At 59.8% G+C, this 20,406-nt stretch carries 23 protein-coding genes; 14 read left to right on the top strand and 9 right to left on the bottom strand.

Annotation, left to right across the window (positions count from 1 at the left end):
• Positions 1-2 precede the first annotated feature (2 nt).
• From AC3WTM_RS06820 to ppnP, 7 genes are all read left to right on the top strand, one after another.
• Complete coding sequence (locus AC3WTM_RS06820; RefSeq protein WP_102672110.1) at positions 3-872, top strand: SDR family oxidoreductase; 870 nt, start codon at positions 3-5, stop codon at positions 870-872.
• 3 nt (positions 873-875) lie between these two features.
• Positions 876-2,492 (top strand): geranyl-CoA carboxylase subunit beta, encoded by a 1,617-nt coding sequence (gene atuC, locus AC3WTM_RS06825; protein WP_102672109.1) that lies wholly within the window; start codon positions 876-878, stop codon positions 2,490-2,492.
• Positions 2,493-2,517: 25 nt separating this feature from the next.
• Positions 2,518-3,675, top strand: coding sequence for a citronellyl-CoA dehydrogenase (gene atuD / locus AC3WTM_RS06830; protein WP_057713852.1), 1,158 nt, complete (start codon positions 2,518-2,520; stop codon positions 3,673-3,675).
• Entirely contained in the window at positions 3,672-4,469 is a 798-nt protein-coding gene (locus AC3WTM_RS06835; RefSeq protein ID WP_102672108.1) for an enoyl-CoA hydratase/isomerase family protein, read from the top strand. Before atuD ends, AC3WTM_RS06835 begins: the two co-directional genes overlap by 4 nt.
• A 118-nt stretch (positions 4,470-4,587) precedes the next feature.
• The gene (locus AC3WTM_RS06840) at positions 4,588-6,549 is read left to right on the top strand and encodes an acetyl-CoA carboxylase biotin carboxylase subunit (protein WP_102672107.1); all 1,962 of its coding nucleotides are present in this window, start codon (positions 4,588-4,590) and stop codon (positions 6,547-6,549) included.
• Positions 6,550-6,619: 70 nt separating this feature from the next.
• Positions 6,620-7,162: a 3'-5' exonuclease gene (locus tag AC3WTM_RS06845; protein ID WP_102672106.1), complete on the top strand. Its 543-nt coding sequence runs from the start codon at positions 6,620-6,622 to the stop codon at positions 7,160-7,162.
• A 69-nt stretch (positions 7,163-7,231) separates the two neighbouring features.
• Entirely contained in the window at positions 7,232-7,516 is a 285-nt protein-coding gene (gene ppnP, locus AC3WTM_RS06850) for a pyrimidine/purine nucleoside phosphorylase (RefSeq protein ID WP_102672105.1), read from the top strand.
• A 71-nt stretch (positions 7,517-7,587) separates the two neighbouring features.
• Here the strand turns inward: ppnP and AC3WTM_RS06855 are convergent, their stop codons facing one another.
• On the bottom strand, positions 7,588-8,394 hold the full coding sequence (locus AC3WTM_RS06855) for an MOSC domain-containing protein (protein ID WP_102672104.1): 807 nt from the start codon (positions 8,392-8,394) through the stop codon (positions 7,588-7,590).
• Between the two features lie 187 nt (positions 8,395-8,581).
• A complete protein-coding gene (locus AC3WTM_RS06860; protein ID WP_007973464.1) occupies positions 8,582-9,517 on the bottom strand; it encodes a chemotaxis protein CheV in 936 nt (311 codons plus the stop codon).
• Positions 9,518-9,981: 464 nt separating this feature from the next.
• Between AC3WTM_RS06860 and AC3WTM_RS06865 the strand changes: the two genes are divergently transcribed.
• The 3 genes from AC3WTM_RS06865 (at position 9,982) to AC3WTM_RS06875 (ending at position 12,400) form a co-directional block, all read left to right on the top strand.
• A complete protein-coding gene (locus AC3WTM_RS06865) occupies positions 9,982-10,452 on the top strand; it encodes a hypothetical protein (protein WP_102672102.1) in 471 nt (156 codons plus the stop codon).
• A gap of 398 nt (positions 10,453-10,850) precedes the next feature.
• The gene (locus tag AC3WTM_RS06870; RefSeq protein ID WP_102672101.1) at positions 10,851-11,744 is read left to right on the top strand and encodes a sensor histidine kinase; all 894 of its coding nucleotides are present in this window, start codon (positions 10,851-10,853) and stop codon (positions 11,742-11,744) included.
• On the top strand, positions 11,741-12,400 hold the full coding sequence (locus tag AC3WTM_RS06875) for a response regulator (RefSeq protein ID WP_102672100.1): 660 nt from the start codon (positions 11,741-11,743) through the stop codon (positions 12,398-12,400). Before AC3WTM_RS06870 ends, AC3WTM_RS06875 begins: the two co-directional genes overlap by 4 nt.
• Here AC3WTM_RS06875 and yegS read toward each other — a convergent pair.
• The gene (yegS, locus tag AC3WTM_RS06880) at positions 12,384-13,301 is read right to left on the bottom strand and encodes a lipid kinase YegS (protein WP_102672099.1); all 918 of its coding nucleotides are present in this window, start codon (positions 13,299-13,301) and stop codon (positions 12,384-12,386) included. The genes AC3WTM_RS06875 and yegS overlap by 17 nt on opposite strands.
• Positions 13,302-13,509: 208 nt before the next feature.
• Here yegS and AC3WTM_RS06885 point away from each other — a divergent pair, with 208 nt between their 5' ends.
• Positions 13,510-13,824, top strand: a complete 315-nt coding sequence (locus AC3WTM_RS06885) for a hypothetical protein (protein WP_256586112.1) — start codon at positions 13,510-13,512, stop codon at positions 13,822-13,824.
• 64 nt (positions 13,825-13,888) lie between these two features.
• Here AC3WTM_RS06885 and AC3WTM_RS06890 read toward each other — a convergent pair whose 3' ends face one another.
• Both AC3WTM_RS06890 and moaB read right to left on the bottom strand, forming a co-directional pair.
• Positions 13,889-15,115 carry a molybdopterin molybdotransferase MoeA gene (locus tag AC3WTM_RS06890; protein ID WP_102672098.1) on the bottom strand — a complete coding sequence of 409 codons (1,227 nt, stop codon included), beginning with the start codon at positions 15,113-15,115 and terminating at the stop codon, positions 13,889-13,891.
• A complete protein-coding gene (gene moaB, locus AC3WTM_RS06895) occupies positions 15,099-15,638 on the bottom strand; it encodes a molybdenum cofactor biosynthesis protein B (protein WP_102672097.1) in 540 nt (179 codons plus the stop codon). The genes AC3WTM_RS06890 and moaB overlap by 17 nt, the downstream gene beginning before the upstream one ends.
• A gap of 81 nt (positions 15,639-15,719) precedes the next feature.
• On the opposite strand from moaB, the gene mobA reads away from it, so the two are divergent.
• Together mobA and AC3WTM_RS06905 are read left to right on the top strand one after the other, a co-directional pair.
• Positions 15,720-16,322 carry a molybdenum cofactor guanylyltransferase MobA gene (gene mobA / locus AC3WTM_RS06900; protein WP_057713841.1) on the top strand — a complete coding sequence of 201 codons (603 nt, stop codon included), beginning with the start codon at positions 15,720-15,722 and terminating at the stop codon, positions 16,320-16,322.
• Between the two features lie 77 nt (positions 16,323-16,399).
• The gene (locus tag AC3WTM_RS06905) at positions 16,400-16,621 is read left to right on the top strand and encodes a YgdI/YgdR family lipoprotein (RefSeq protein ID WP_007994800.1); all 222 of its coding nucleotides are present in this window, start codon (positions 16,400-16,402) and stop codon (positions 16,619-16,621) included.
• 84 nt (positions 16,622-16,705) lie between these two features.
• Here AC3WTM_RS06905 and AC3WTM_RS06910 read toward each other — a convergent pair whose 3' ends face one another.
• The 4 genes from AC3WTM_RS06910 to AC3WTM_RS06925 form a co-directional block, all read right to left on the bottom strand.
• A complete protein-coding gene (locus tag AC3WTM_RS06910) occupies positions 16,706-17,596 on the bottom strand; it encodes a pseudouridine synthase (protein ID WP_102672096.1) in 891 nt (296 codons plus the stop codon).
• A gap of 126 nt (positions 17,597-17,722) precedes the next feature.
• Positions 17,723-18,040, bottom strand: coding sequence for a transcriptional regulator (locus AC3WTM_RS06915; protein ID WP_102672095.1), 318 nt, complete (start codon positions 18,038-18,040; stop codon positions 17,723-17,725).
• Positions 18,041-18,212: 172 nt separating this feature from the next.
• The gene (locus AC3WTM_RS06920; RefSeq protein ID WP_102672094.1) at positions 18,213-18,449 is read right to left on the bottom strand and encodes a glutaredoxin family protein; all 237 of its coding nucleotides are present in this window, start codon (positions 18,447-18,449) and stop codon (positions 18,213-18,215) included.
• Positions 18,450-18,554: 105 nt separating this feature from the next.
• Positions 18,555-19,763 carry an ammonium transporter gene (locus AC3WTM_RS06925; RefSeq protein WP_150755995.1) on the bottom strand — a complete coding sequence of 403 codons (1,209 nt, stop codon included), beginning with the start codon at positions 19,761-19,763 and terminating at the stop codon, positions 18,555-18,557.
• 328 nt (positions 19,764-20,091) lie between these two features.
• Between AC3WTM_RS06925 and AC3WTM_RS06930 the strand changes: the two genes are divergently transcribed.
• Positions 20,092-20,406 (top strand): ElaB/YgaM/YqjD family protein, encoded by a 315-nt coding sequence (locus tag AC3WTM_RS06930; protein WP_057713836.1) that lies wholly within the window; start codon positions 20,092-20,094, stop codon positions 20,404-20,406.

Raw genomic sequence — 20,406 nt, forward strand, 5'->3', positions numbered from 1 at the left:
CCATGGCCTACGATTCGATTTTCAAAGCCGATTTGTTTGCCGGCCAAAACATCATCGTCACCGGTGGCGGCAGTGGCATCGGCCGCTGTACTGCCCACGAACTGGCGGCCCTCGGCGCCCATGTGCTGCTGGTCGGGCGCAATGCCGAGAAGCTGAAAAACGTTGCGAAGGAGATCGCCGACGACGGCGGCAAGGCCGACTGGAGCACCTGTGATATCCGCGAGGAAGAAGCGGTGACGCATCTGGTCAGCGAGCTTATCCGCAAGCACGGTCCGATCCACGGCCTGGTCAACAATGCTGGCGGGCAGTACCCCTCGCCCCTGGCCTCGATCAATCAGAAGGGTTTCGAAACCGTGATGCGTACCAATCTGGTGGGCGGCTTCCTGATGGCCCGGGAAGTGTTCAACCAGTCCATGAGCAAGCACGGTGGGGCCATCGTCAACATGCTCGCCGACATGTGGGGCGGCATGCCCGGTATGGGCCACTCTGGCGCGGCACGTTCGGGCATGGACAACCTGACCAAGACAGCCGCGTACGAATGGGGTCATGCGGGGGTGCGGGTCAATGCCGTGGCGCCGGGCTGGATTGCCTCCAGCGGCATGGACACCTACGAAGGCGCCTTCAAGGCCGTGATCCCGACCCTGCGCGAACACGTGCCGCTCAAACGCATCGGCACCGAATCGGAAGTCAGCGCGGCGATAGTTTTCCTGCTCAGCCCGGCAGCGGCGTTTGTCAGCGGCAGCACCTTGCGCATCGACGGCGCCGCCAGCCTCGGCGGCCGCGCCTGGCCGATCCACAAGGCGACCAACAGCGAGTCGTACAACGGCTTCCACCGCGCCTACATACCAGACGTGTTGAAGGACAAGGAATAACCCATGCCGGTGATTCAGTCGCAACTCGATCCCCACAGCGAGCAGTTCGCTCGCAACCGTGCGGCGATGCTGGGTGCCATCGAACAAGTGCGCGCGCTCGAACAGAACTTACTGAACAAGGCAGCCGAAGCCAAACCCAGGTTCGAAAAACGCGGCCAGTTGCTGCCCCGGGAGCGCCTCAATCTGCTGCTGGACCCCGGCGCACCGTTTCTTGAACTGGCGAGCCTGGCCGGCTACAAGCTGCACGATGACAAGGATGGCAGCTCCGCCGGTGGCGGCTTGATCGCCGGTATCGGCTACGTGTCCGGCGTGCGTGTACTGGTGGTGGCGAACAACAGCGCTATCAGGGGCGGGACCATCTCCCCCAGCGGCTTGAAGAAATCCCTGCGCCTGCAACAGATCGCCATGGAAAACAAACTGCCAGTGATCACCCTCGCCGAAAGCGGCGGCGCCAACCTCAATTACGCGGCGGAAATTTTCGTCGAAGGCGCGCGCAGCTTTGCCAATCAGGCGCGGATGTCGGCCATGGGGTTGCCCCAGGTCACCGTGGTGCACGGCTCCGCCACGGCGGGTGGCGCCTATCAGCCGGGGCTGTCGGATTACGTGGTGGTGGTGCGCGGCAAGGCCAAGCTGTTTCTCGCAGGTCCCCCACTGCTCAAAGCCGCGACCGGCGAAGTCGCCACCGATGAAGAATTGGGCGGTGCCGAGATGCACGCACAAACCGCCGGCACCGCCGAATACCTGGCTGAAAACGACGCCGATGGCGTGCGACAAGTACGCGAGATTATCAGCCTGCTGCCGTGGAACGAGCAGTTGCCTCCACTCCCCGAACGTCGCTGGGAGGAGCCGCTCTACCCCATCGACGAACTGCTGGGCCTGATCCCGGATGATCCGAAAAAACCCTACGACGCGCGCGAAATCATCGCCCGCCTCGCCGACGCTTCGAACTTTCTTGAATTCAAGGGCGAATTCGATCAGCAGACTCTGTGCGGTCATCTGAAAATTCAGGGCCGCGCCTGTGGCTTCATCGGCAACAACGGCCCGATCACGCCAAAAGGCGCGAGCAAGGCCGCCCAGTTCATCCAGTTGTGCGACCAGAGCCAGACGCCGCTACTGTTTTTCCACAACACCACCGGGTTCATGGTCGGCACCGAATCGGAACAGCAAGGCGTGATCAAGCACGGAGCGAAGATGATTCAGGCGGTGGCCAACGCCCGGGTGCCGAAGCTGACCATCGTGGTTGGCGGCTCCTACGGCGCGGGCAACTATGCGATGTGCGGTCGCGGTCTCGACCCGCGTTTCATCTTCGCCTGGCCCAACAGCCGTACCGCCGTGATGGGCGGTGCGCAAGCGGGCAAGGTCCTGCGCATCGTCACCGAGGCCAAACAGGCCAAGGACGGCCTGGTGCCCGATCCGAAAATGCTCGACATGCTCGAACAGGTCACTGCGCAGAAACTCGACAGCCAGTCCACGGCGCTCTATGGCAGCGCCAACCTCTGGGACGATGGTTTGATCGACCCACGCGATACCCGGACCTTGCTGGGTTACTTGCTGGATATCTGTCACGAGGCCGAGGTGCGGCCATTGCAGGCCAACAGTTTCGGTGTGGCGCGGTTCTAAGCCGACTATCAGGAGAACAATAAAAATGATCTTCACCCAGGAACACGAAGCACTGCGTCGCACCGTTCGCCAGTTCGTCGAGCACGAGATCAACCCGCATGTCGAGGAATGGGAAAAGGCCGGGCGCTTCCCCATCCACGATATCTTCCGCAAAGCCGGCGACCTCGGATTGTTGGGTATTTCGAAGCCGGAAAAATTCGGCGGCATGGGGCTCGACTACAGCTATTCGATCGTCGCCGCCGAAGAGTTCGGCACCATCCATTGCGGCGGCATTCCAATGTCCATCGGCGTGCAGACCGACATGTGCACGCCTGCGCTGGCCCGGTTCGGTTCCGATGAACTGCGCGAGGAATTCCTGCGCCCGGCCATCAGCGGCGAGCAGGTCGGCTGCATCGGCGTCTCCGAAGTCGGTGCCGGCTCTGATGTCGCCGGGCTGAAAACCACGGCGCGCAAGGACGGCGACGATTACGTGATCAACGGCAGCAAGATGTGGATCACCAACTCACCGAGCGCCGATTTCATCTGCCTGCTGGCCAACACCTCGGACGACAAACCGCACATCAACAAGTCGCTGATCATGGTGCCGATGAACACACCGGGCATCAGCTTGAGTTCGCACCTGGACAAGCTCGGCATGCGCAGCTCGGAAACCGCCCAGGTGTTTTTCGACAACGTGCGCGTACCGCAGCGCAACCGCATTGGTCATGAAGGTGCGGGGTTCATGATGCAGATGCTGCAGTTCCAGGAGGAACGCCTGTTCGGCGCGGCCAACATGATCAAGGGCCTGGAGTACTGCGTCGACAGCACCATCGAATACTGCAAGGAGCGCAAAACCTTCGGCAACGCGCTGATCGACAATCAGGTGATCCACTTCCGTCTGGCGGAACTGCAAACCGAGATCGAATGCCTGCGGGCGCTGGTCTATCAGGCCACCGAGCAATACATCAAAGGCCAGGACGTCACGCGCCTGGCCTCCATGGCCAAGCTCAAGGCCGGGCGGCTGGGCCGCGAAGTCAGTGACAGTTGCCTGCAATACTGGGGCGGCATGGGCTTCATGTGGGACAACCCGGTGGCCCGGGCTTACCGCGATGTACGGCTGGTGTCGATCGGCGGCGGCGCCGACGAAATCATGCTGGGAATCATCTGCAAACTCATGGGCATTCTGCCGGGGAAAAAGAAATGAACAGCCTGCCGGTTTGCCAGACTTTGCTGCTGGAGCTGCACAACGGCGTGTTGCACATCACCCTCAACCGCCCCGAAAGCCGCAATGCGATGAGCTTGCAGATGGTCGCCGAGTTGCGCTCGGTGCTGGCCGCGGTACGCGATAAACCAGGGGTTCGCGCACTGGTGATCGGCGGTGTCGGCGGGCACTTCTGTGCCGGCGGTGACATCAAGGACATGGCCAACGCCCGGGCTCAAGGCCCAACTGCGCACCGGGATCTGAACCGGGTGTTCGGCGCGCTATTGCAAGAAGTGCAACACGCTCCGCAAGTGGTGATTACCGTGCTGCAGGGCGCGGTGCTCGGCGGCGGTCTCGGCCTGGCCTGTGTCAGCGATATCGCCCTGGCCGATCACCAGGCGCAATTCGGCCTGCCGGAAACCAGTCTCGGCCTGTTGCCGGCGCAGATCGTACCGTTCGTGGTGCAACGCATCGGCTTGACCCAAGCCCGGCGTCTGGCCCTGACGGCGGCGCGTTTTGATGGTACCCAGGCACGGCGCATGGGGCTGGTGCATTTTGTCGAACATGATCCGCAGGCCCTGGCCGAACGTCTCGATGAGGTGTTGGCCCATGTGTTGTGTTGCGCGCCGGGGGCGAATGCGGCGACCAAGAAACTCTTGCTGGCAAGTGCGGGTCAGCCCTCCGATGCCCTGCTGGATCAGGCTGCCGAATGGTTCAGCGAAGCGGTGACCGGAGCCGAAGGCATCGAGGGAACGATGGCCTTCGTGCAAAAACGCAAACCGGGGTGGGCCATTTAAAAGCTTCGCGAGCAAGCCCGCTCCCACAGTTGATTTGTGTCGTTCATAAACCCTGTGGGAGCGAGCTTGCTCGCGATGAGGCCCGACCAGACACCGCTAAAAATCAGAGAGCCTACCCATGCCCGGACTCAAAAAAATCCTCATCGCCAACCGCGGTGAAATCGCCTGCCGCATCCAGCGCACGGCTCAGGCGCTGGGCTATCGCACGGTCGCCGTGTTCAGCGACGCTGACGCCGATGCACTGCACGTACGGATAGCCGACGAGGCGGTCAACATCGGTCCGGCCCCGGTGCAACAGTCTTACCTGAACATCCAGGCCATCCTCGACGCAGCCCGGCGCACGGGCGCGGATGCGATTCATCCGGGCTACGGTTTCCTCTCGGAAAACGCCGGGTTTGCCCTCGCGTGCAGGGACGCTGGCATCACCTTCATCGGCCCCAGCCCCGAGGCCATTGAACTGATGGGCAGCAAGCGCCTGTCGAAAATCGCCATGATCGAAGCCGGTGTGCCGTGCATCAACGGCTATCAAGGCGCCGGGCAGGACGATGCCACCCTGGGCCGTGAAGCCGAGCGCATCGGCTATCCGTTGATGATCAAGGCCAGCGCCGGCGGCGGGGGACGCGGTATGCGCCTGGTGCACGACGCCAGCGACTTGCTGGAACAGATTCGCACCGCGCGCTCCGAAGCCCTGAACGGTTTTGGCAGCGCTGAACTGATCCTCGAACAGGCACTGGTCGAACCCCGTCACGTCGAGGTCCAGCTGTTTGGTGACCGGCATGGCAACCTGATTTACCTCGGCGAGCGCGATTGCTCAGTGCAGCGCCGGCATCAGAAAGTCATCGAGGAAGCGCCCTGCCCGGTGATGACCACCGAGCTGCGTCAGGCCATGGGCGAAGCGGCGCTCAAGGCCGGGCGAGCGGTAAAGTACGTCGGCGCGGGCACTGTGGAGTTTCTGCTGGATGCGCGCGGGCAGTTCTACTTCCTGGAGATGAACACACGACTGCAAGTGGAGCACCCGGTGACCGAACTGATCACGGGGCTGGATCTGGTGGCCTGGCAGTTGAGCATCGCCGAAGGGCAACCGCTGCCCTTGCGCCAGGAACAGGTGCAACTCACGGGCCACGCCATGGAGGTGCGCTTGTATGCCGAAGACCCGGCTCAGGGTTTCCTTCCGCAAACCGGGCGCGTCGTGGCCTGGGAACCGGCATTGCAGGACGGCGTGCGGATCGACCACGGCTTGATCGAAGGCCAGGTCATCAGCCCTTTCTACGACCCGATGCTCGGCAAGCTCATCGCCCACGGTGCCACCCGCGAAGAAGCCCTTCGCAAATTGCTGCGGGCGGTCCAAGACAGCGTGTTGCTGGGGCTGCAAAGCAATCAACGCCTGCTTGCCAGCCTGCTGGAACATCCGCAGTTCGCCAGCGGTGATTTCAATACCGGGTTCATCGCGCAGCACTTCACCGATCACGCCTGCCTGCATCCCGAAACCCCTGGCGCGCACCACTTGGCCATCGCCGCCGCCCTGCTCTATCAAGCTACGGCGCAGGCTCACCTGGCCCCGCTTGGCGGTTGGCGCAACAACGCCAGCGTGCCGCTGCACTATCGCATCGGCCTTGAGGATCAGGACTGGCCGGTAGCGTTGCAGGCGATCCCGGGCGAGCCGTTGCGCATTCAGGTCGCCGAGCGCAGCCTCGAACTGAAGATCATCCACAGCGACGGACGCTGGGCCACCCTGGAAATCGAAGGCGTTCGCCAACGCCACGCTTATCGCCTGGAGGCCGGGCGTCTCTGGCTGTTTACCCGACCGGGCAGTCTGCAATTCGTGGATCGCACTCAGGCGCAGGTTACCGGCCAGGCCAGTGTCAGCTCCGGCACCCTCAAGGCACCGATGGATGGGGCGATTGTCGACGTCCTGGTCAACGAAGGCAGCCGGGTAACCAAGGGCCAACTGCTGGTGGTACTGGAGGCGATGAAAATGGAGCACCCATTGAAATCGGGCATCGACGGTGTTCTCAAGCGCTTGCAAGTCAAAGTCGGGGATCAGGTGAAAAACCGGCAGATTCTATTGGAGGTCGAATAAGGCGCTAGGCGGAACCGCCGGGGTTGGCTACGCTCAAAGCTATCAGGACGCGGATACCAGGAACCCTGCAATGCCTCATTGGCTGGTCATTGATCTGGAGGCCACCACCGATGAGGGTGGATGGCCCGTAACAGATATGGAAATCATTGAAATCGGCGCAACTCTGGTGGACCGCAAGGGGCGTGAACTGGATCAGTTCCAGCGCTTTGTCCGTCCTGTTCGGCGGCCGTTGCTGACGCCGTTTTGCCGCGAGCTGACGCACATCACCCAAGCCAACATCGATGCCGCGCAACCGCTGGGCGAAGTCTGGCCGGCGTTCGAACGTTGGCTCGGCCAACACCACACGCGACTTGAGGGCTGGGCCAGTTGGGGCGATTACGATCGCAAACAACTGCTTCAGGATTGGCAGCAACTGGGACTCGCCAGCATGCTGGCCAACGTGCCGCACATAAACCTCAAACAGCGTTTTGCCAAGGCCAGGCGCCTGGAACGCCCGTTGGGATTAAACAGCGCGTTGCAACTGGCCGGCTTGCAGTTCAACGGCCAACAACACCGGGCGCTGGAAGATGCGCGCAATACCGCACGCCTGCTGCCGCTGGTTCTGCCGCTTTAGACAGGTGACGAGGTCAAGGGCCTTGTGCATACTGGCCGGCCCTTTTCAGCCCTTTTCGAGGAATCGCCCATGTTTAAAGTCAACGAGTACTTCGACGGCACCGTCAAGTCGATCGCCTTTGGCACCGCAGAAGGTCCAGCGACCATCGGCGTCATGGCTCCGGGCGAGTACGAATTCGGCACCAGCCAGCGTGAAATCATGCACGTGGTCAGCGGCGCATTGACCGTCAAACTGCCCGACAGCAGCGACTGGGAAACCTTCGCCACCGGCAGCCAGTTCAACGTGCCAGCCAACAGCAAGTTCCAGCTGAAAGTCGCCGTCGACACCGCTTACCTGTGCGAATACCGCGGCTAAAACCCGCAGGCTTCACTGCAATAAAAAATGCCCGTGTTTTTCGACACGGGCATTTTACGTTCTGCGCAAAACTACTCGAGGATCTCCACCGGCATGCCGACTTCGAGTCGTCCGTTGCCGTCGTTGACCAGGTTCTGGCCGAACATTGCACCGTCTGCCTGCGAGCGATACTTCTGCAAGGTGGCCAAGGGTTCGCGATCGTCGCTGCGCTCCCCGGTTTGCGGGTCAATGGTGGTCAGGATGCAGCGTGAACAGGACTTGACCACGCGAAACTCGACCTCGCCAATACGGACACGCTTCCAGCCGTCCTCGGCGAACGCTGCACTGCCTTCAATCACCAGGTTCGGCCGGAAACGCAGCATCTCCAACGGGCGCCCGACCCGTTGCGACAAGTCCTCGAGAGAGGCTTGGCCAATCAGCAACAGCGGATAGCCGTCGGCGAACGCCACCTGGTCGTCATCCTTGCCGTAACCCGCCTCGGTTGTACGCGCACGCTCCAGTGGCACTTGCACCAGACGCGTCGGTTTACCGATGAACTCACTGACCCAGGCACCTGCTTCATCGCCTGCATCCGGCACACGCAAGGTATCGCGCCAGATGGTCACGCCACGCAGTTCTGCATCGCTACCGGGTAAGGCAATGTCGATCGGCGAATGGCCGGGCGCGCTGAGGGTCAAGCCACCTTCGGCATTCCACAGCGCCGACAACTGACTCATCTGCGCCACCGCCCGCTGGGTCAGGAAACGACCGCTGACCTCATCCACCAGCATCCAGCGGCGATCGCCGTCCAGCCCCAGCTTGTCGAGGCCGACTTGCTGCAAGTCCTCGCCCTTGCCGGATTTCAACGGATAACGATAAAGCGCGCTCAGACGCAACATGGCCAGTTCCCTGGTAGGTAAAAACGCCACCCTATACGAGCTTGGTCAGCGAATCAAAGTGCAAAAACCCTGCAGGACCGAGCTCGCTCGCGAAAAACCCAGGGACGCCGCTGGACATCTGGTTTTACGCGTTATCGTTCAAGACCATCGCGAACAAGCTCGCTCCTACAGGTTGACCATGGCCTGATCAGGCCGGTACTTCGTCGAGCATCAAACGCTGGCGCACCACGTCGACGAGTTTGTCCGGCTGGAATTTGGAGAGGAAATTGTCGCAGCCGACCTTTTTCACCATCGAGTCGTTGAAGCTGCCGGACAGCGAGGTGTGCAGCACCACGTACAAGCCACGCAGGCGTGGGTCGTTACGGATCTCGGTGGTCAGGCGATAGCCATCCATTTCCGGCATTTCCGCATCGGTGAAGACCATCAGCAGTTTTTCGGTCATGTCCACGCCGGTATCAGCCCAGGCCTTGAGCATGTTCAAGGCCTTCAACCCGTCGCTGGCAATATGCATCTTCACGCCCAGCTGTCCCAGGGTATCGCGCAATTGCGCCAGGGCCACGTTCGAGTCATCCACCAGCAGCACCTCACGGCCACGGGCACGTTCCAGTACCGGATCTTCGAGCTTGTCGCGGGAGACTTTGGCGTTGTACGGGACGATTTCGGCCAGAACCTTTTCGACGTCGATGATTTCCACCAGTTGATCGTCAACCTTGCTGATGGCCGTCAGGTAATGCTGACGGCCGGCGCTGCTCGGGGGCGGCAGGATGGCCTCCCAGTTCATGTTGACGATCCGATCCACGCCACCGACCAGGAAGGCCTGAACCGAACGGTTGTATTCGGTGACGATAATCGTGCTGCCAGGCCCCGGCACCAACGGGCGCATGCCAATGGCCTGGGAAAGGTCGATCACCGGCAGGGTCTGGCCACGCAGGTTGACCACGCCGCACACAAAAGGATGCCGCTGCGGCATCAGCGTCAACTTTGGCAGCTGCAGGACTTCCTGTACTTTAAAGACGTTGATCGCGAACAATTGCCGTCCGGCGAGCCGGAACATGAGAATTTCCAGGCGATTCTCACCCACCAGTTGCGTGCGTTGGTCTACCGTGTCGAGAATGCCGGCCATCAATGACTCCAGGTCTTGTTCGGATGAATTCACTCAAGGAAGGTTATCGGCTGTTTTTGCCGAAGCTTGACCCTCTCTAAAATGCCACGCCCGGCCATTGATGCCACATTAACATCATGCTTTACTGGCGCGGCAGATTACATCTGCTGCACTTCTGCGCCCCGCGACCACTGTTCGAGCGAAAGGTTCCCCTGCGTAAGGGATTCCCCTATCAATAATCAGGCGCAACCTGATATTCGCAATATCCGATAGCCATTAATGTGACGCCATTCTCATTGCATGAACGGAGTCAGGCTTTTGTGTGCGATCGCAAGTCAGTGGCCAACCACCCTCTCGTGTTGCCCAGCCTGCTTCCGGGCCAGCCGCTACTCGTTCATCCGACGACTCGGTAATGCCGGAGTTCCGACCGCCCTCGTCGACACACACGATATCCCCTCATTTGACATGACGTTGTGGAGATAAGTATGCCGAACGATCGTAAAGAGTGGGCCCAGCGGCTCACGGGGTTTCTTGTCGAGGCTGAAACACTCCTGGCTAAAACCGAGGAATGCCTGAGTCATCTGCAGTTGATCAGCAATGACAAGGACGCCATCGACTGTTTGCTCAGCACACTGCTCAAGCTGGCCAACAAGGCTGATGCCCTGGCGTTGGCGGCCGTGTCTGAATTTTCTCTGCATATTCATGGCCTGCTGAACCACGCACAGAACACCATGAGTCTGCACGACGAGGCGCTGAGTGCCCTGAAAGACTGCCTGACCCTGATTGCCTGGCAACTCGAACTCATCGACCAGACCACCGGACAGCTCAGTCTCGACGACAGCGAGCAGGTCACCCTGATCGAAGCCTTTGCCTTTCAGGTCGGCCAAAGCCGGTTTCAACCCCCAGTCAACTCCAGGCCCTTCACCCTCGTATCCTATTCAGAGCGACAGGCCTGAACTTGCCAAACCATGCCGCATGGCGTGTTTTGGTTATCCATACCGCGCTGTAACTTGAGTGCGCACATGTCGCAAATGAATATTTCGTAGCTATAAGCGACACATTTAAACAACCGGCATTTTGCGACGGCAACAACCCACTTGTTCCATTATGGAAGCATCGTCAAAACGACTGGATCCCTGACTTTTCGGACATACATACGGACGCGACCAACGGTATCTTAGGTGCTACTATGCCGCCTGTTAGTTGACGCCAATTAATGGCAGTGTGATCGCAGCCGAATACAGGTCGCTGCAGTTCGCAGCTGAACTCGTCGGCGCTCCACATAAAAAAACAGGGGCCTGTCAGCCAGCATGACCGGTCAGCCCGCAGCGAACATCCATTGGCTCCATCCGCTATGCACGCCAGCCTCAAGTCAATCGCCACGTGGCCACCCTCCCGAGCAAATGCACGCACATTCACGCTGTTGCTATGCGCCTGCTCGACCCTCGGCAGTTTGCTGGTCCATGGCTTGTCCATTCCGTTACCCCTGTCATTGCTTGTGCTCAACGTTGCCGCGCTGACCAGTGTTGCCGTGCAGTACTGCCTCTCGCGCAAATCGATCAAATTCCAGCCTCAGGAACTGGCGGACCGGCTGTTGCAGGTCCAGGAAAACGAGCGTCACCGGCTGAGCCGCGAACTGCATGACGACATCGGTCAATTGCTGACCGCCGCCAAACTGCAAAGCGACTGGCTCAAACGCCGGATGCCCGAAGCGCTCCAGGGACAATGCGCGGTCCTCTGCGACACGCTGGAAGAAACCCTGGCCAAAGTTCGTGACGTATCCGCCATTCTCAATCCCCGGCAGTTGACCAGCCTTGGGCTGGAAGCCAGTCTGCGGGCGCACCTGCTCAAGACCCTGGCCAACACCCCGGTGCACTGGAGCCTGGAATGCCAGCAGCGCCTGACCGGCATACCGGAGGAAATGGCCGTGGCGGCTTTCCGTATTACCCAGGAAGCGGTCACCAACATCCTGCGACATGCACAGGCCAAGAACCTGCTGGTATGCCTGCAGCGCCTGCCCCAAGGCCTGAAGTTGCAGATCAGCGATGATGGTCAGGGTTTCGCGCCCGCAACAGATCCCGGTCGTGAAGGGCAGCGCGGTATGGCCGGGATGTCGGAACGGATCGATCAACTGGGCGGCACACTGTCCGTTACCAGCGAGCCAGGCAAAGGCACTCAAATCGAAGCTCTTTTTCCCTGGGCGCCCCGTGCGCTCGAACGGGCCAGTTCGAATAAGGTTATGCATTGACTTGTAATTTACTACTGGTGGATGACCACTCGCTCATCAGGGCTGGCGTGCGCGCCCTGGTAATGGATCTGCCTGGCTACGCCGTCATCGGTGAGGCCAGTGACGGCTCGCAGCTGCTCGAAATGGTTGGGCATCTGTCCCCGGATATTATCCTGCTGGATATTTCGATGCGCCAGACCGGAGGCCTCGAAGCCTTGCAGCAACTCAAGCGGGTGCGCCCGCAGAGCAAGGTTCTGATCCTCTCGATGCACACCGACCCTGCCCTGATCATGCAGGCGCTGGAGTCCGGAGCCCATGGGTACCTGCTCAAGGACACCACGGCGACCGAACTCGAGCACGCGCTGGAAGCCTTGTGCAAAAACGAGCGCTATCTGAGCCCGGCCATTGCCCACACGGTGATCACTCAGGCACTGACCCGAAACCAGAAGCACCCACCCGAACCTGCCGACTCGCACAACCTGACGGCGCGTCAACTGGAAATCCTGCGGTTGATCGTTCGCGGAAAATCCACCCGAGAGATCGCCAACGGCCTGGGGTTGAGCGTCAAGACCGTCGAGACCCACCGTTCGCAGATCATGAAGCGCTTGCAGATCTACGATGTGGCCGGCCTGGTGCTGTTTGCCGTGCGTGAACAAATCATCAGCCTCGATGACTAGGCACTTCACTGTCGCGTAACAACGGCGAATTCTCAGGCAGATGCACGAGTAAAGCCGCTGGGCGAACCGAGAAACGCAGACGGTCCCCTTCCAGCGGCTCACCATCAAGGTTGATGTACAGCCCTTCCGAAACCTTGATCTCGACCCAGGGCAGGCGCGCCCGAACAAACATGCTGTCGATGCCAAAGCCTTCGGTCAGCAGGTTTTTCAAAGTACTGACCACCTCCTGCGGTGCCGGCAGGATGCTGATATCCAGCAAACCGTCATCAACCAGTGCCTGCGGGCACAATTCCCGCCCGCCTCCGGCCTGCCGACCATTGCCGATGCCCAGTGCCAGCAGATCGCCGCGCCAGTGAAAGTCCGGCCCCTGCAATTCACCGTACGCGGTATGCAGCTCATTGAAGCGTGACAGGCCGGTGAACAGATACGCCGCACCGCCGAGGATTTTCTTCAGATCCTCCGGGGTGTTCGCTGTGACATGACTGCCGAACCCACCGGTCGCCATGTTCAGGAATATCTGCCCATCAACCTCCCCGAGATCAATGGCAGTCGGCACGCTATCAAGCAACTCCAGCGCCTGGTCGGGTTCCAGGGGCACACCCGCCGCACGCGCAAAATCATTGGCGGTACCTAGCGGCATCAGTACCAGGCTGGCTTTTATCGAATGCTGCGCCATAGCTTCGGCAATATCGCGCAAGGTGCCATCGCCCCCCCCGGCAATGATGTATCGATACCCGGCCGCCAACGCTTCGCCCACCAGCCTTCGCGCATCACCGGCTTCCCAGGTCAATCGAACAGCCAGCTCCCAACCTCGCTCACGCTGGCTTTCGACGGCGGTGCGAACCGCCTCGTTGAGCGCTTGCTTGCCATGCAGAATCAATAGCGCCTTGCGATCGCTCATTACTCACCCCCGGTTTGAATGGCATCTGGGAGATGTTGACCGCAAAGGCTCCAGTAAAAGTCGCCAGAAATCGAATTATTTCCAATAGGAAAGTCTTGCCCCCCGCACGGCAGGACTTTTCTTACAACACGTTAGGAATCGGCTCAATTGACCGAAAATCTGAATTGGTAGACTTTGAGGATCCAGTTGGACATCACAAGGACGTGCCATGCAACACCAAAACTTCGCATCACCGGCCATCCTGGTCTTGCCGCTCGCATATAACAAAAATACAGGCCATCAAGCTGAATGCCGCAATAGCACAAAAGCCACGGGAGAAATTGATATGGAACCTCGCGTCACCGAGCTGGAAACACACCTCAAGTGCATACGCCGGGACATTGAAGAAGCCCGGGATGACGTCAAATCCATCAGGCACCGGCTTGTCTATTCCGCCTGCGGAACAGCCGTGATTCTCTGTCTCCTTGGCTGGATCGCCAACAGCCGTTTCGAGCAGATTATTTCATTGCTTTTGGCGCATTGAGCGGCCCCACACACAAGACCCGACTCAATCAACCGGGTCTTGTGTGACAAAGCCGCTGAAGCTATCAGCTCAGAACTTCGCTCAGCGGAATGAAGCCAACGCTATCGCCCTGAACCAGCGTGCGACCTTCCAGGACCTCTACCAGTCCATCAGCCCAGGCAGCGCTGCGCAGAACACCGGAACTCTGGTTTTTGTAGATCGTCGCCCTGCCGCTTTCCAGCCGTCCGCGCAAATACTCACGCCGATTGCCTGGCTGGAGCCAGTCAAACCCTGCCGGCACCTGCACCTTCAGCGGCTCAACGTCCATTACCCCCTGACGACGCAAGAGATAGGGCCTGGTCAACAAGGCAAAGGTCACGAGGGTCGACGCGGGATTGCCCGGCAAGCCAATCACCGGCACACCGCGAAAATGCCCGAACGTCAGCGGTTTACCGGGCTTGATGGCGAGTTTCCAAAGCGTCAGTTCGCCCTCCTCGCGCAAGGCGATACCCAGGAAATCGGCTTCCCCCACCGATACGCCACCGGTCGAGAGGATCAGGTCGACATCTTTCAACTCACCTAATCGGGTGCGAGTGGTTTCCAGATTGTCCGGCAGGATTCCCGCGTCGACGACCTCACACCCCAAACGCTGCAACCAGCTGCACAACAACACCCGGTTGCTGTTGTAGATCTGTCCTGGTCCCAGCGTCTGCCCCGGCTCAATCAACTCGTCGCCGGTAGACAGCACTGCCACGCGCACCTTGCGAACCACCTCCAGCTCAGCGCATCCCAGGGAGGCAGCCAATCCTTGCTCGATCGGCCCCATCTGCGTACCTGCTGGCAGAATCAGCTCGCCGACAGTGGTTTCCTGGCCTTGCGGACGGATGTTCTGGCCTTGGGTCAAGGCTTGAGTGAAACGTACTCGCTCATCGGCCTGAACCTCGGCGTTCTCCTGCATCTCGACGCAATCGGCACCGGCGGGAACAGGCGCCCCGGTGAAAATGCGCGCACAGGTTCCTGGCTGCAACGGATCGGGGGCCTGGCCGGCAAACACCTTCTGACTGACCGGCAACGGCTCTCCCGTCCAGTCGACCCTGCGCAAGGCATAACCATCCATGGCACTGTTGGGCCAAGGCGGCAGATCAAGCGTCGATACCAGATCTTGCGCCAGTACACGCCCCTGTACCTGCGCCAACGGCAAGCGTTCACGCTCGACAATCCTTGAGGCCTCGGCCATTTCCAGCAAGCGCGCCAACGCCTGCTCGACAGGCATCAGGCTGCCAGACTTGCCAGGCTTACCCACGGGATTCACAAGGCGCGGCCTGTTTCAAATGAGGCACGAAATTGCACGGCCGATGCCGCGCATCCAGCTGCTCGGCCAAAATGCCGTCCCAAGCGGTGCGCACGGCATTGGTCGAGCCCGGCAAGCAGCAAACCAGCGTGCCGTTGGCCAGACCGGCCAACGCCCGGGACTGAACGGTCGAGGTACCGATATCGGCAACCGAGATCTGACGGAACAGCTCGCCAAATCCATCGACCTGTTTGTCCAGCAGGCACGTGACGGCTTCCGGCGTGCTGTCACGACCGGTAAAACCGGTGCCGCCGGTGATCAGCACCACCTGCACGACATCGTCGGCAATCCAGTTGGCGACTTGCGCGCGAATTTTGTAGAGGTCATCTTTGAGCAACACCCGGGCGGCCAGGTAATGACCAGCAGCGGTCAAGCCATCGACAAAGGCCTGGCCTGAGGTGTCGGTTTCCAGTGTGCGGGTATCGCTGACAGTCAGCACTGCAATATTCAGCGGTGCGAAAGGTACATCAGCCTTGGCTTTCATAGGCTCGTCCAGTTGTAGGAGAAACAGCCCGGTGTTATATCACAGCGCTCCGTTTTTTCGCCGCCCCCATGGAGGCTTGCCATGACCACGAATTCACAATTGCCACCCTGCTCCATTCTGCTCCTGGCGGGCGGCCGCGGCCAACGTATGGGGGGGCGGGATAAAGGGTTGCTGGACTGGCACGGCGAACCGCTGATTGTGCATCTGCATCGCAAGACCCGCCCGCTGACCGATGACCTGATCATCTCCTGCAATCGTAACCCTGAGAAGTACGCCCCCTACGCCGACCAGTTGGTCCACGATGATGAAGGTGACTTCCCCGGGCCGCTGGCCGGTATTCGCGCAGGCCTGAAAGCTGCTCGCCATACCCATCTGCTGGTCATGCCCTGTGACGTTCCGGGCATCGATGCGGCGCTGATCGGCAATATGCGCGAGGCCGCCAACTTGCATCCGGACAAGCCGCTGATGGTGCGGCATGATCACCACTGGGAGCCGTTGTTGTGTGTGATTCCTGTGCTACACAGGGCAGCATTCGAAAATGCCTGGAACGAGGGTGAGCGCAGCCCTGGCCGGTTGATGCGCAATCTCGGCGCGACCGCGCTGCAATGCCCCGACAACGACCCTCGACTGGCAAATCTCAACACGCCAGAACTATTAAGCGGTCATGACACTGTGTCAGACTGATATCGATCAGGAACTTGCGCGGACGCTGCACGTCTCAAGTTCAGCAACCACAGAATTCTTATTCGGAGACACAACTCATGACTCAACGGACCCTCGCCACTTTCATGCTCGCACTGGGGCTTGCCACCCTCGCCGGTTGTGCATCGCCTACAGTGATCACCTTGAATGACGGTCGCGAAATCCAGGCCGTCGACACGCCGCAATTCGACAAGGATTCCGGTTTCTACGAATTCGAACAGCTCGACGGCAAGCAGACCCGTATCAACAAAGATCAGGTTCGGACCGTCAAGGAGCTGTAATCCTGGTGCCACCGGATACAGAAATGCCCGCTTGATGCGGGCTTTTTCATGCCTGGAGAACGGCGCTTCAGGATCGCTTCCTGATCACCATTGCAGGGTGATTTCACTCTCGAACTCACGCGCCTGGCCCGTGACCGGGTCGATAAACTTCAGCCCCTGAGCCAGCAACTTCAAAGGATTGGCGTAGTCATCCTGCGCATCCTTGAGCACCTCGGGGTAAAACGGGTCGTTGCAGATAGCGGCTCCCAACGCCGCCATATGTACCCGTAGTTGATGTTTCTTGCCCGTCACCGGGTAAAGACCATAACGCCAGAGCTCCCCCTGCTTCTCCCTGACTTCAACCGCCGTCTCGGTATTGCTGGCCCCCGGGCCTTCCTGCATGCGGAAGAATGGTTCGCCATCGACCAGTCGGCTTTTATGCACCAACGGAAAAGCCAGGCCGGGCAGCGCCCTTGCGATGGCCTCGTAGCGCTTTTCGATCTGCCGGGTTGGAAACAACGACTGATAAGCCGAACGACTCTGCGGATTGGCGGAAAACAGCACCAGCCCCGCGGTGTGCCGGTCGATGCGATGCAATGGCACCAGGTGCGGATTGTCCAGGCGACGGATCAAGCGCCGGAGCAGCGTTTGTTCGACGTATTCACCAGCCGGGGTCACCGGCAGGAAATGCGGCTTGTCGGCGACCACCAGATGCTCATCCGCGTACAGAATCGACTCGATCACCGGGATCGGTTTTTCATCCGGCACTTCGCGAAAGTAATGAATCCGCAAACCTTCCCTGTAGGCCAGGTCGAGGGCAATCGGCACGCCCTGCCCATCGAGGACCCGGCCACGGGCAATTCTGTCCAGCCATTGTTCACGACCGATGGCGCTGAAATGCTCGCACAGGCAATCGACAACGGTCTGCCACGGGCCAGGTGGCAAGTAGAGCGTACTGGCCTGACTGTGTGCCGCGGAAAAAGAAGAAGTGGACATACGAAAGCTCTAACCTCAGTGCAGAGCGGCATTATCCAACAGCAAGGGGAATGAACCTAGGGGGCGTTCTCAATTAGTTTTCCCGTCGCGGCGTGAAAACCAATTGAGAGCGCCCCCTAAGATTCCTCAAGCCGTGATCTGCGCGCGCGCCGCCGCTTCGGTGTACTCCTTGAGCCAGCGCAGTACATCGACCGCCTCCCAGCGGGCGGGATCATACAGGGCGTACAACAATCCCTGATAACCCACGACATCGAGTTGCCGGTGATAACCCGCGCGTTGAAACAAGGCTTCGATTTCTGCGAAACAGGTATTGAAATGCGTTTTGTTGAAGGGCGTTTTCCCCTCGGTCACCAGACCATCCAGGCGCAACTCAAGGACAGCCTCGCGCACGACGTCCGCGGACATCCGGTTCACGCTATTCTTCAACTGTTCGACATTGACCACGATTCATCCCTCTCACGCCCGGGCTTGCCTGCTCACTCCCGAAAATCAGGACCGGCAAGACAGACTCCTCGAATAACTGTATACGCATACAGTATCCGATCAACACTGAATAAGCCAAGGGGATCAATCGTAAAGTTCGACAGGCGGGACACGCCACCAACGCAAAAACCGCTCAACCCAGGAACGCCACCACCTGATCGGCACTGAAAGGCCAGCCCAGTTCAGCACCGGTATCAACTCGCCGCAACACCGGAATTCGCAGGCTGTAGTCTTCGAACCATTTTTCATCGTCAGCGATATCCACCAGCTCCACCAGCAGGCCGCGCTCGACGAATTCCATCAACATGGCTTCGGCTACTTCACAGAGATGGCATCCAAGGGTGCCGAACAGCTGACATTCGGGAAGCATGAGCGCTCAACCAGAAAATGAAGTGATCATTCTAGGCCTGCCCCGAAAAACCGTCGAGCCATTGCGGCCCCTGCCATGATGCCGCCGACCATGAAAAGACCTGAGTCAGTCCTGGCTCACGGCGCCGATCTTGTGGATTGACAGGTCCGCGCCGTAATACTCCTCTTCCTGACTCAGGCGCAATCCATGCAGCGCCTTGATCACGCCATACACCGCAAACCCGCCGGCCAGTGCCACAGTGATGCCCAGCGCAGTGCCGATCAACTGGCTGATCAGGCTGACCCCGCCCAACCCGCCCAAAGCGGTCTGGCCGAAAATGCCGCAGGCGATGCCACCCCACACGCCGCACAAACCATGCAACGGCCATACACCCAACACATCGTCGATGTGCCATTTGCCTTGGGCCGCGGTGAAGCACCAGACAAATAGCGCCCCCGCGACGGCACCGGTGACCAGCGCCCCCACAGGATGCATCAGGTCGGAACCGGCACAGATTGCCACGAGCCCCGCCAACGGGCCGTTGTGCAGAAAGCCGGGGTCATTGCGCCCGACAATCAGCGCCGCCACCGTACCGCCAACCATGGCCATCAACGAATTCACCGCCACCAGTCCGCTGACACCTTGCAGGGTTTGCGCGCTCATGACGTTGAAGCCGAACCAGCCAACAATCAGGATCCACGAGCCCAGTGCCAGAAACGGGATGCTCGATGGCGCGAACGCGACCAGCCGACCGTCGCGATAGCGGCCATTACGCGGTCCGAGCAACAACACCGCCGCCAGTGCCAGCCAACCGCCCATGGCATGCACCACCACCGATCCTGCGAAGTCATGGAAACCGGCGCCAAAGCGCTCCAGCAACCAGGCTTGCAGACCCAGGTTGCCGTTCCAGACAATACCTTCGAAGAATGGATAGATGAACGCGACGATCAATGCGGTTGCACACAACTGGGGAACAAACCGGGCGCGCTCGGCGATGCCTCCGGAAATGATCGCCGGGATCGCCGCGGCAAAGGTCAGCAGGAAGAAAAACTTCACCAGACCATAACCATGGTCGGCATTGAGCACCGCCGCTGGTTGCATGAACGTCACGCCATAGGAAATCCAATAGCCTATAAAGAAGTAGGCCAGTGTCGAAACGGCGAAGTCGCTGAGGATTTTCGACAACGCATTGACCTGGTTTTTCTGTCGCACGGTTCCGACTTCGAGAAAGGCGAAACCGGCGTGCATGGCCAGAACCATGACCGCACCGATCAGAATGAACAGCGTGTTGGAGCTATGGACCAGGGTATCCACAGCGCTTTGCAGGTTTTCCATGGGATGGGCAGACCTTATGGCAGAAAAAAGCACCAAAGCAGTTCGCGATGACTGGCCATGCACCAAGTTGCAGCTTCAAGACATCAGCGCACTGATCTCGTTGAACCACTTTGGCGCACGGACGCCGTCCAGGAAAAACGCGCCCCGGACGTTTACGCGAGTTTTTGATTGTTGGTCCTACGGTTTTACTGAAATCATGCCCGGCAATAGCGCAATGGTGCGGACCGGCGCACCACGACTCAGCAAAAGTTGTACCAGTCATTTGTACTGAACCTTCGCCGAAGGCTCATACTCGAACGCATCAGAAAGCCACTTAAGGAGATCCACCATGGCCCGCCCCCAGGCAAAGACTGCTCAAGAAATCCTGATGAACGACTTTCAGACACTGGTCAGTGACACCGAACGCTTGCTGGAGCACACCGCGACCCTGGCCGGCGATCAGGCCGACGAGTTGCGCGAGCAGATCCACGAAAGTCTCCTGCGTGCCCGTGAAACCCTGAAGCTGACCGAAGACTCCCTGCGCGAACGCGGCAAGGCTGCTGTCACCGCCACGGAAGACTATGTCCAGGCCAACCCCTGGCAATCTGTCGGGATCGCGGCCGGCGTGGGTTTCCTGATCGGCCTGCTGGCCAGCCGGCGCTGA

The sequence above is a fragment of the Pseudomonas sp. EU05-FHT14B02 genome (assembly GCF_058791055.1).

Excerpts from the sequence above, each read along its gene's own strand:
- AC3WTM_RS06885 (WP_256586112.1), top strand. The coding sequence starts at position 13,510 with ATGCAACACCAAAACTTCGCATCACCGGCCATCCTGGTCTTGCCGCTC.
- AC3WTM_RS06865 (WP_102672102.1), top strand. The coding sequence starts at position 9,982 with ATGCCGAACGATCGTAAAGAGTGGGCCCAGCGGCTCACGGGGTTTCTT.
- AC3WTM_RS06835 (WP_102672108.1), top strand. The coding sequence starts at position 3,672 with ATGAACAGCCTGCCGGTTTGCCAGACTTTGCTGCTGGAGCTGCACAAC.
- AC3WTM_RS06820 (WP_102672110.1), top strand. The coding sequence starts at position 3 with ATGGCCTACGATTCGATTTTCAAAGCCGATTTGTTTGCCGGCCAAAAC.
- mobA (WP_057713841.1), top strand. The coding sequence starts at position 15,720 with ATGACCACGAATTCACAATTGCCACCCTGCTCCATTCTGCTCCTGGCG.
- moaB (WP_102672097.1), bottom strand. The coding sequence starts at position 15,638 with ATGAAAGCCAAGGCTGATGTACCTTTCGCACCGCTGAATATTGCAGTG.
- AC3WTM_RS06930 (WP_057713836.1), top strand. The coding sequence starts at position 20,092 with ATGGCCCGCCCCCAGGCAAAGACTGCTCAAGAAATCCTGATGAACGAC.
- yegS (WP_102672099.1), bottom strand. The coding sequence starts at position 13,301 with ATGAGCGATCGCAAGGCGCTATTGATTCTGCATGGCAAGCAAGCGCTC.
- ppnP (WP_102672105.1), top strand. The coding sequence starts at position 7,232 with ATGTTTAAAGTCAACGAGTACTTCGACGGCACCGTCAAGTCGATCGCC.
- AC3WTM_RS06905 (WP_007994800.1), top strand. The coding sequence starts at position 16,400 with ATGACTCAACGGACCCTCGCCACTTTCATGCTCGCACTGGGGCTTGCC.
- atuC (WP_102672109.1), top strand. The coding sequence starts at position 876 with ATGCCGGTGATTCAGTCGCAACTCGATCCCCACAGCGAGCAGTTCGCT.
- AC3WTM_RS06855 (WP_102672104.1), bottom strand. The coding sequence starts at position 8,394 with ATGTTGCGTCTGAGCGCGCTTTATCGTTATCCGTTGAAATCCGGCAAG.
- AC3WTM_RS06845 (WP_102672106.1), top strand. The coding sequence starts at position 6,620 with ATGCCTCATTGGCTGGTCATTGATCTGGAGGCCACCACCGATGAGGGT.
- AC3WTM_RS06860 (WP_007973464.1), bottom strand. The coding sequence starts at position 9,517 with ATGGCCGGCATTCTCGACACGGTAGACCAACGCACGCAACTGGTGGGT.
- AC3WTM_RS06920 (WP_102672094.1), bottom strand. The coding sequence starts at position 18,449 with ATGCTTCCCGAATGTCAGCTGTTCGGCACCCTTGGATGCCATCTCTGT.
- atuD (WP_057713852.1), top strand. The coding sequence starts at position 2,518 with ATGATCTTCACCCAGGAACACGAAGCACTGCGTCGCACCGTTCGCCAG.
- AC3WTM_RS06925 (WP_150755995.1), bottom strand. The coding sequence starts at position 19,763 with ATGGAAAACCTGCAAAGCGCTGTGGATACCCTGGTCCATAGCTCCAAC.
- AC3WTM_RS06840 (WP_102672107.1), top strand. The coding sequence starts at position 4,588 with ATGCCCGGACTCAAAAAAATCCTCATCGCCAACCGCGGTGAAATCGCC.
- AC3WTM_RS06910 (WP_102672096.1), bottom strand. The coding sequence starts at position 17,596 with ATGTCCACTTCTTCTTTTTCCGCGGCACACAGTCAGGCCAGTACGCTC.
- AC3WTM_RS06870 (WP_102672101.1), top strand. The coding sequence starts at position 10,851 with ATGCACGCCAGCCTCAAGTCAATCGCCACGTGGCCACCCTCCCGAGCA.